The organism is Lutimonas sp., from assembly GCF_051011215.1.
In the GTDB taxonomy this organism is placed as follows: domain Bacteria; phylum Bacteroidota; class Bacteroidia; order Flavobacteriales; family Flavobacteriaceae; genus Lutimonas.
This window is the reverse complement of sequence record NZ_JBPCUJ010000142.1, coordinates 1-10654: the sequence shown is the minus strand read 5'-3', so window position 1 is coordinate 10654 and position 10654 is coordinate 1. Positions and strand designations below refer to the sequence as shown.

Genomic DNA, 10654 nt, shown 5'->3' with positions numbered 1-10654 from the left:
GTATACACCATCTATTTCAAGCCCCATATGAAGTTGTTCAACACCAAAATTTGTTGTGTAAAGCACAATGTCTTGTCCGGTATCAGGATCAGTTTCAACATCTGAAGAACTTACTACCCTGTCTTTCCATGAAGTGCTGTACAAGTTAACACTACCAGAAAATTTGTTACCAGTATATTTATATCCTAATTCCATTCCGAAAATCTTTTCATTTTCAGTTAAAGGATTTACCTGGTTGGTAAAGTTTAAGTAAATATTATCATGGTAAGGCTGACGTGAATAGTACCCAATGTTTCCATAAATGCTATTTTGCGTATTGATGAAATAAGCTCCACCCCCTTTAATGTTAAATCCAAAATTACTTACTTTCTCTGAATCAGTTCCAGGCTCAATATTATCTGGTAACGGCACTGGCTCCCCTGTATCAGGATCAATCACGTTTTGAGAAGAAGTTCCGTCAATTAAGGCTTGATCTGCATATTGGTAATAATCAAATCTTTGGTGATTTTGATTAGAAATAGATCCTTGAACGAACACAGAAAAGTTTTCATCCGCATATTCTAATTGAGAGAATAAACCACCGTATGTGATTCTTTCATCATTACTATAAGCAATTTTTTGATCTTCTGGTGCCTTAGCTGTTAATGCAGCCCAAGGATCAGCATTGTAAGATTCAGTCGCGATTACATTTTTATATGTTCCAAAAGAACCATACGTATCGTGATTGTTATTCTGATCTCTCAATCTGATATTTTCTTGCCAAGAACTTAAACCATGGAAGTTTTCAACAACTCTATGGTGAAAACCATAGTAATATCTATAGTCAATACCTACATTAAACGTAAGGTTTTCAGTGAATTTGTTCTCGTAGTTAGATACAAGACCATACCAACTATGTGAATTCACAGAAGAACGAGTTACATAACCACCACCGGCAGCAAAATATCCACCCTCTCCGTTTGGAACACTTTCGTTGAATTCATAAATAGCATCATAATCGATATAACCATCATCTGTACGGATTCTGTTACCACGGTTACCTGTTCCACCACCTCTACCCCAAGAGGCATAAAGTACTGTAGACAAGTTTGAAGATTCGTTGATCGTGAAATCCCAGTTAAGGTTCATCACTGGTTTGTGATAGAAGTTTCTTCTTTCAGTCATGTATTTTCCTTGATATGTACCCCAGTTATTGTTGTACTTATCACCATAGGTTTCATAATTTGTAAGTTCTTTTGTGAAGTTCTGATCATGCCATTGAGGTGCACCAGTTAAAAGAAAGTTGAAGTTATGGTTTTCATTGGCTTGGTATCCAATCGAAATAAAATAATTTTGACCTTGTCCAAAATTTCCTTCATTATAACCATCACCTTGCCAGTGAGAGAACATAACACTTGCTCCCCAGCCATTTTCAGATCTACCTGAGTTGTAAGCAATTGTTGTTTTGAAATAATTGTCGTTCGCAACTCCAAAATGTCCAAAACCACTTTCTCTTTTATCTGTAGACTTTGTTACAAAGTTTGTAGTACCACCTACAGAAGAGATCGCTAATTTAGAAGAACCTAATCCACGTTGTGTTTGTACAACATTCGCAATGTCTGCCATACCAGACCAGTTAGACCAGTACATTTTACCATCTTCCATACCGTTAATTGGCTGACCGTTCAACAGGTATGCTGTGTTGTCCTGACCAAAACCACGAACCGCGATTCTTGAATCTCCATAACCACCAGCTTGCCCTGCAACATATACAGAAGGCGTGTTAACCAAGGTCATAGTAATGTCTTGAGTTCCGATTTTATCCTGGATCTCTTTGGCTTTGATTGTTGATACTGCGATAGGAGTTTTTCTTCCTTCGGCTAAATCAATAACCCCTGTTCCAACAATGACTACCTCGTCAAGAGCATTTGCATCTGCGAGTAAGACAATGTTCCCAAGGTCTATGTTTCCATCAAATGAAACTTCTTTAGTTTCATATCCAACAAAAGAAATTTCTAAAACCCCTGATGTTTTAGACGCTTCAATTCTAAAATTTCCGTCAAAATCAGAAGTTGTTCCATTAGAAGTTCCTTTAACAAGAACGTTTGCTCCTGGAAGAGCTCCGTCTTCATCTGCAACTTTTCCCGTAATAACAGATTGTGAGTAAATAACTGAGGTTGTGAGAAATAAAACCAGAGTTATTAATTTTTGAAAGTTATTCATTTGTAGTTTAATTTGAGTTAATAACTGCTGCAAAACTACTTAAAAAAACAAAATGGATTGTTAAAAAATCATGAATTCTTTTAACAAAATTTAACAATTACTTAACTAGTAATTTATTTGCCAATTCTTTACCTAATTCCACACCAAATTGGTCAAAACTGTAGATATTCCATATTATTCCCTGTACAAATGTTTTATGTTCATAACTGGAAATCAGCGATCCAAGGCTTCTTGGCGTCAATTTTTTCATAAGAAACGCATTTGAAGGGCGATTTCCATTAAAAACTTTAAATGGAATTAAGGCGTTCACTTTATTCAAATCTCCGGCTACTTTCATATCTAAATGAACCTCCTCCGCGGTTTTACCGGCATAAAGTGCTTCTGCCTGTGCATAGAAATTAGCCATTAATTTTTGATGGTGGTCTTCATTGCCATATAAAGATTCCTGGTAGCCGATAAAATCAACTGGAATCAATTTGGTACCCTGATGCACTAGTTGCATAAATGCATGCTGTACGTTTGTACCCGTATTACCCCAAATGATGTTTCCGGTCTGATAGCTTACAGGCTTACCGTCCCTATCTACCGATTTCCCATTACTTTCCATGGATAGTTGTTGTAGGAACGGTGCTAATTTTTCAAGATATTGAGTATAAGGAATAACAACCTCAGATTCTGATTCGAAAAAGTTGTTGTACCAAATACTGATAACCGCCATTATTACAGGAATATTTTCTCTGAAATCCGTATTTCTAAAGTGCTCATCCATGGCGAAAGCTCCTTCAAGGAATTTTTTGAAATTATCGAATCCGATCGACAGACTGATGGATAGTCCTACGGCACTCCATAAAGAGTAGCGACCCCCAACCCAGTTCCACATCGTAAAAATATTTTTTTCATCAATTCCGAAAGCTTTTACTTTTTCCAGATTTGTGGATACAGCTACAAAATTGTGCTGAATATCATCTTCAGTGGCAGATTGTAAAAACCATTTTTTAATAGTTTCAGCATTCGTAAGTGTTTCCTGAGTTGTAAATGTTTTTGATACGATCACAAACAAAGTGGTCTCAGGGTTTAGTCCTTTTAATACTTCAGTGGCATGATCTCCATCAATATTGGATACAAAGTGAGTGTTTAAATGATTTTTGTAATAATGTAAACCCTCTACGACCATATTCGGTCCCAAATCTGACCCTCCGATTCCGATATTTACAACATCGGTAAAGGCTTTTCCAGAAAACCCTTTGAATTCTCCCGATACCACCTGGTTTGTAAAATCTTTGATTTTTTCCAGTGTCTGATGTACCTCGGGCATAATATCGCTTCCATCTACTAAAATAGAACCGCTGTTCATGTTTCTCAATGCCGTGTGCAATACTGCTCTGTCTTCTGTGGCATTGATTTTGTCTCCTTCAAAATACTTGGAGATAGCATCTTCTAAATGACACTCTTTTGCCAGATTTATCAAAAGATCCAAGGTGTCCTGTGTCATTCTGTTTTTTGAGAAATCAAAATGGAGATCCTCAAAGTTGAGAGACATGGTATTCTTTCTGTTGGAGTCTTCCAAAAACAAAGACTTCATATGAACTTCTTTGATCTCATCAAAATGTTTGTTCAGTTCTTTCCAAGAAACTGTATTTGTCGGATTGGTATTAATTAAAGCCATGATGTACTTTTTATGAATGTTTATTCGGCCTGCAGATTTGAGGCGACGGTTGTTTCCAGATAACTGTTAGGTACGTCATCCAGTTTTTGTTTTAACGGTTCTATATGAATGAAATAATCATCCTTTAGGTGTTCTTTTATAGGTTCAGCAGAAGGCAGTTTTTGCTTAAAGGGATCCACTTGTTTGCCATTTTTCCAAAAGCGATAACAAACATGAGGTCCGGCAGTATTTCCGGTCATTCCTACCCATCCAATAACATCACCCTGTTTGACATAATCACCTTTTTTTACGGCTCTTTTTTTCATATGCAAGTATTGGGTGCTATAAGTTGAGTTGTGTTTTACCTTCACATAATTTCCATTGCCCCCTTTATACCTGGATGCTACAACGGTTCCGTTTGCCGTGCTCATGATGGGCGTCCCTACATTAGCGGCAAAATCAGTTCCTCTGTGCGCCCTCACTTTGTTGCCGTAATATTTAATTCTTCTCTTCAGGTTATATCTTGAGGAAATACGACTGAATTTGATGGGAGATTTTAAAAACTGTCTTCTAAGTGTTTTTGCATTTTCATCGTAATAATCATTGACATTCTTTGTGGAATCGGTAATAAAATTGAAGGCATAAATTGGATTATCCTTGTGCACAAAGTAAGCTGCTTTGATGTTTCCTATCCCAACAGGAATGGTATCATTGATATATTTTTCCTCATAAATCAATTTAAAATTGTCACCTTTCTGTAAATGAAAAAAATCGATGGTCCAGGCATAAATATCACTCATCTCATGCGCCAGAATATAATTTAGGTTTTGACCTTCAATAGCCTCAGACAAGGAGGACTCTATAATTCCAGAAGCTGTTTTTTCAACAATTTTCACTTCCTTGTGTCCAAATTTTGTTTGAATAGAATCGGTAAAATCAACGATGAGGTATTCCACTTTGTTCGGCTGATAAATAAATACCTGAGCCATTTCAGTAGAATCGTTTTTCGCTAATATGGTGTATGGTTTTCCCGCCCTTAATCTTCGGATGTCAAAGGTATCTTTGGCAGCAGCCGCAATTTTATAAATTTTCGGATAATCGATATGATGCCTGTCGAGGATCTCTCCAAAACTTTCTCCACTTTGTATGGTGTCTTTGATGACCTTGTAGTCATTTAACACATATCCAAACTCTTCAATTATAACCGGCTTCTCTTCTTCGATGTTTTCAATTTCAGTCAATTCCTTCACATCTTTTTGACAAGAATAAAGAAGAATCACTGCCAGAATAAATAAAATGCTTTTTCTCACGTTTGAATAAATTTCTTACAACGCTGCAAATTTATCGATTTTGTTAAATAAATGGCACTAAGAATCGTTAAAAAATCAAGGAAAGGGATGAACTAAACCGGAATACTCAATTAATTCAGCTTTTGCCGATCCTACGAGCAAGGCTGCTTTGATTTTTAAAGGAATTTTGTTGAAATCATCACTGACCCAAAGCGTCACATTTTCTTCATCTTTAAAAACCCTTCCTTTTAATACAAGGGGCCTTATTTTAATGGCTTTGATCTTACCAAACTGGGTTTTGATAATCTCTCTTTCCAGGACAATGAGTTTTATGGGGTTCATTTTCCCGTCAAAAAACATATTTACATCAATGGAATCATTGGCATGTAACTGGGTAAAATCAATACTCCTCATATAATAAAAAGAAGAAAGAATATCCTGTACATCATGTTCAATAAAATAAGAAGACTTGGTTGATTTTTTATGATTTACTTCATTTGCCTCCTTCTTATCATAATCAAAAAAGACTTCTTTGTCCTGGGTATAACCTCCTTCATCGATGTTTCTGATAAAATGCTTCGGTTTGAGGTCAGATTCTCCAAAATAGCTTTCGTACCGGTCTTCAACTTTGAATAAAAATCCTACCATTCCGGTTGTCCACCCTTTTCCAACCGCATGAATCAATGAGTCATTTTCATGAGTTTTTTCATTCAATTGTACTGTAGCAAAACCCGCATTTAATAAGCCGTATTGAATTTTATATTTTAAAAACTCTCCACGTTGAAAGGACTTTGTATCATTTTGTGAAAAAGAAGACACAAAAACAAACAGAAAGCAAAGTGGTAAAATCTTTTTGATATAATGCATAATCATAGTACCCATCGCTGTTATTGAAATAAACGCTCGGTGAAAGCCTAGATATCAAATTCTATACCAAAATAACAGGAGTTCCTATTTCTTAAAATTTCCAATACCTTCCATAAGCCAGGCCAGATAGTCTTCAATATTAGGGTTATAGGCTGAGTAATCGTTTAGATTATTTCCCTCATGATCTAATAAAACATAATAAGGTTGAGCGTTGGCCTTGTACTTGTTGATTTGAAATTCACTCCACTTCTTACCAATTGTTGTCACTTTTTTACCATTGATTCCAGATGTGTATTGTTCTTCAACAGGCAGTTTCCTTTTATCATCCACATAAAGAGAAATGAGCACGATGTCATTCTTCAAAACTTGAAGTACGCGGGAATCCGACCAAACTCTTTCCTCCATTTTTCGACAATTCACACAAGCATGGCCTGTAAAGTCAATCATCACCGGCTTATTGACTTTTTTTGCATAAGCCATTCCTTTTTCATAGTCAAGGAATGACACGATATCGTGAGGCCCAAGTTTTGCATGTTCCGGAATTTCAATGGAACCACCGGAACCACCATCACTGAGTTTCGTATATCCCACTCCATAGGAAGATTCACTGTAATGCATCGGTGGAGGAAACCCACTTATTAATTTTAATGGAGCTCCCCAGAGGCCAGGGATCATATAGATCGTAAAGGCCATCACAACAAGACCCAAGCTGAGTCTTCCGACAGAAATATGTGAGAGATCTGAATCATGTGGCAACTTGATTTTTCCGAACAAATAGAGTGCCAATGCTCCAAAAATGGTTATCCAAATCGCGATAAAAACCTCTCTTTCGAGCCAGTGGCCTTGTAATACCAGATCTGCATTTGACAAAAATTTAAAAGCCAGAGCCAGTTCTAAAAACCCAAGAAATACTTTTACAGTATTCAGCCATCCACCTGATTTTGGAAGTGAATTCATCCAGCCCGGAAAAGCTGCAAATAAAGAGAACGGAAGTGCAATGGCAAGCGAAAAACCGAGCATACTTATAATTGGAGCTGTACCTCCCTGAGCTGCGGCCGCTACCAGGGCAGTACCAACAATAGGTCCTGTACATGAAAAAGAGACAATGGCAAGTGCAAGCGCCATAAAAAAGATTCCTACCAGGCCGCCTCGATCTGCCTGAGAATCTACTTTGGTTCCCCAGCTGCTGGGCAAGGTAATTTCAAATGCTCCAAGGAATGAAACAGCAAAAACAATCAGCAATAAAAAGAACACAAGGTTAAACCAAACATTCGTAGACAGGGCATTTAAAGAATCCGCCCCGAAAAAATAGGTAACAACGGTTCCCAGAAATACATATAGAATAACAATAGAGGCTCCGTATAGAATCGCGTTACGAATTCCGATCGCCCTTGTTTTACTTTGCTTTGTAAAGAAACTCACCGTCATCGGTATCATTGGAAAAACACAAGGTGTCAGTAAAGCCGCAAAACCGGCAAAGAAACTAAGTATGAAAAGCGTCCATAAACTTTTCTTTTGCTCCTTTTTTGAAGTTCCCGTTATTTCGGTTTTTTCTACTTTCTTTTCTCCTGCTTCTGCAATCACATCACTTGTCTGAAGAAATGAGTTGTCAGGGGTGACTGTTTGTTGAATAATTTCTAAACTGGCAGGGTCTGCCTTAAATACCAGATCAACCTCAGTCGGAGGCAAACAATTGGTATCATCACACACCATAAACTCCAATACTCCTTTGATATCAATCGTATTCGAGTTCAGGAGCTTTATCTTTTGTTTGAAGATGGCCTTGGTTTCGAAGTATTTAATATCCATGTCAAAGACATTGTCATATTCTTCATGGCCTTTCCCTTCTTCCGGACTTCCCAGAAGTTCATAGGCACTGTTGTCAGTATCAATAGTAATGGTAGTAGGTATCGGTCCTCCATCAGGCACCTTTTGCGAGTATAAATGCCAGCCTTGTTCTATTTCGGCTGTAATCACCAGATTGAATTCTTCCTCAGCAATTCTTTCAACTGAAGTGTCCCAGGTAACGGGGTTGTGAATTTGCGCATTAGTGACGGATCCGATAAGGAATAAGAAAATGAATAACTTCGAGACTACATTCATGTTTTTACAGTTGCTTTTAGAATATGTGTTGTATTATCGGTAATCTTATAACGATCATCCATTCTTTTTCCAATCACCCAGATCACTTTTGAGCCAGAGCAAAGTAACCAAATATTTTCTTTTTGTAAAAGCGAGTATTTCTCATCTTTAAAAAACTTACTTAGCTTTTTCTTGCCTTTCATACCGATTGGGTAAAAATAGTCGCCTTTTTCCCATTTTCTTACGGATAAAGGAAATGTTAACAGATTTTTATCAAATAAGGCTGATTTTGCATCGAATTGAAGACCAGAAAGATCTTTTAATTTGTCAGTATTAAACTGTATCGAAAGATCACCTAAATCAATCGATTGATCTGTACTTTGGATCAGTCTTTCTTCCTGAACTAAATCCCTAACGACAAGTTTACTCAACAATAGGGTCTCACGATCTTTCACAAGACGATGTGTTTTTGACAAGAGCTGTTTACCTGGTTGGGCAGTCAATAAGGATTTGATCTCCTCGGTTTGGTCAAAGCCATACGGGCTGAATATTTCAAAATAATAGGATCGGTTATTAGCGAATTTCTGTAATTCCTGTGTTTTAAAGCGAACAATGGAAGGATCATCGCTTGATGTGACGGAGGCCGACAAGACATCATTGAGTTGATCTTTAACAATTTGCTGGCTTCCTTTCAAATGATCTAAGGTTGATGAAAAAGAGGCAGAAAAGGAAGAGTTCAATTCTTTTAAAATCGGAATTAGTTCATTGCGAATCTTGTTTCTGACATATTTGTTATCACGGTTGCTCTGATCCTCACGCCAGATGATTCCTTCACTTTCGGCATAGACAGAGATTTCTTCTTTCGAAAAAGGAAGTAATGGCCTTCTTATTTTCGCAATCTTTTCTGGTATGCCGGTAAGTCCGTCTAAGCCCGTACCTCTGGACAAATTAATCAAAAAGGTTTCGATATTGTCGTCAGCATGGTGGGCTGTTAGCAAATAGTCATAGTTTTCTTTATCAATGAGTTCATTAAACCAAGCGTATCTGAGATCCCGTGCCGCCATTTGAATTGAAACCTTTGCCTGTTTGGCCAAAGGAACAGTGTCAAATTGTTTCAAATGTAACCGCGTTTGATTTTTTTGTGCTTCTGATGTTACCAAAGCCTCATCCAGGTCAGAAGCTGTTCCTCTTAAATTAAAATTACAATGTGCTAAAGAGAAGTCATAGTCTAGTTTTAAAAGCAATTGAGACAATACCATACTGTCTATTCCACCAGAAACAGCAAGCAACAATTTTTTGCCGTTAAATTCAGGAAAATGATCTTGCACATGTATTTTAAAACGCTCTAACAAAGATGATTGAATTGTTATTATTTGCCGGTAAAGTTAGACTATTTGTAACAAGAAGTAAAAAAGTCCTTAACAAACAGATTGAGCTCGTTAAGGACTTTTAGATATTTATTTTAAAACCTAATTTTTAACCACTAGATTTTTATTCATTTCTAATTCTGAAAGCACCGTCAGTGCTTCTTCAACATAAATGTCTTTTCTAAGACTTTCATGCCAAATTTCTCTTTTTTTGGCAAGTATTGAATCTTGTGCCATCAACTGTTCTTCATAAATAGGAGAATTAAAAGTAAGGTTGCTTTCATACAAGGGTATATCACCGAAAGCTTTATTTTCCTCTTCTCTTTTTTCCAATTCCTTTTTGTAATCCTCGTAGTTTAAATTTACCAAGGTATTATCTCGACCTTCTTTCAGCCATTTTGCATTCTCATCAATAATGATAAAATGAGGATTGTCGCCAATTCTTTTCTTACTGTCGTTCACAACGGTATGGAAGTTTTCATATACATCCATCGGCGTGTATTCCGCAGGTTCTATTTTATCCCAGCTCAAAGGATTTTTCTCGTCACGTTCACCTATTTCAAAATAAGTGTACTTGTCTGGCATGGCAATATCACTTACAACTCCTTCCAACTGAGTTGAACCACCATTTATTCTATAGAACTTTTGAATGGTCATTTTTAGTGCACCCAAATCTTTATCGTACTTGAAATAGTTATTTAACGGAAGCACATTCTGAACAGTTCCCTTACCAAACGACTGTTTACTACCAATGATCACAGCTCGGTTATAATCTTGCATGGCTGCTGCAAAAATTTCAGAAGCCGAAGCGCTTAATTCATTCACCAATACTACCAGTGGCCCGTCCCATTGAATTTTTTTATCCTTGTCAGATCTGATATTGGGTTTTTCTCCGCGATATTTTACCTGAACCACGGGGCCGTCACTGATAAAAAGTCCAGCTATTTCAATAGCAGTTTTTAATGAACCTCCACCGTTATTTCTTAGGTCAATTAGCAGTCCTTCCACGTTTTCTTCCTTCAATCGTGCAATTTCCTGTTCCATGTCTGTTGCAGAATTCCTAAAATTCCGTTCGTTAAAATCAATATAGAATTTCGGAAGGTTGATGACGCCAAATTTGCGATTATCAACTTCAACCAAACTTGATTTTACGAAAGTTTCTTCCAATTCAACAATATCTCTGATAATCGATATCACTGAAA

Annotated in this window: 7 protein-coding genes; all 7 read right to left on the bottom strand. The window is 37.0% G+C overall.

The genetic code is table 11. The annotated features are described in order from the left end of the window. Window positions 1-2202, bottom strand: a 2202-nt coding sequence (locus ACR2MV_RS13785) for a carboxypeptidase-like regulatory domain-containing protein (protein ID WP_434022581.1), incomplete at its 3' end; no start/stop codon positions are given. A gap of 97 nt (window positions 2203-2299) precedes the next feature. Next, a complete protein-coding gene (gene pgi, locus ACR2MV_RS13780; RefSeq protein ID WP_434022579.1) occupies window positions 2300-3868 on the bottom strand; it encodes a glucose-6-phosphate isomerase in 1569 nt (522 codons plus the stop codon). 20 nt (window positions 3869-3888) lie between these two features. Continuing rightward, window positions 3889-5157, bottom strand: a complete 1269-nt coding sequence (locus tag ACR2MV_RS13775; protein WP_434022578.1) for a M23 family metallopeptidase — start codon at window positions 5155-5157, stop codon at window positions 3889-3891. Between the two features lie 75 nt (window positions 5158-5232). Next, the gene (locus tag ACR2MV_RS13770) at window positions 5233-6018 is read right to left on the bottom strand and encodes a DUF3108 domain-containing protein (RefSeq protein WP_434022576.1); all 786 of its coding nucleotides are present in this window, start codon (window positions 6016-6018) and stop codon (window positions 5233-5235) included. A 69-nt stretch (window positions 6019-6087) separates the two neighbouring features. Continuing rightward, the gene (locus ACR2MV_RS13765; RefSeq protein ID WP_434022575.1) at window positions 6088-8106 is read right to left on the bottom strand and encodes a cytochrome c biogenesis protein CcdA; all 2019 of its coding nucleotides are present in this window, start codon (window positions 8104-8106) and stop codon (window positions 6088-6090) included. Continuing rightward, the gene (tilS, locus tag ACR2MV_RS13760) at window positions 8103-9413 is read right to left on the bottom strand and encodes a tRNA lysidine(34) synthetase TilS (protein ID WP_434022573.1); all 1311 of its coding nucleotides are present in this window, start codon (window positions 9411-9413) and stop codon (window positions 8103-8105) included. The genes ACR2MV_RS13765 and tilS overlap by 4 nt, the downstream gene beginning before the upstream one ends. 141 nt (window positions 9414-9554) lie before the next feature. After that, window positions 9555-10654 (bottom strand): carboxy terminal-processing peptidase (locus tag ACR2MV_RS13755; RefSeq protein ID WP_434022571.1); only part of this gene is annotated, 1100 nt, incomplete at its 5' end.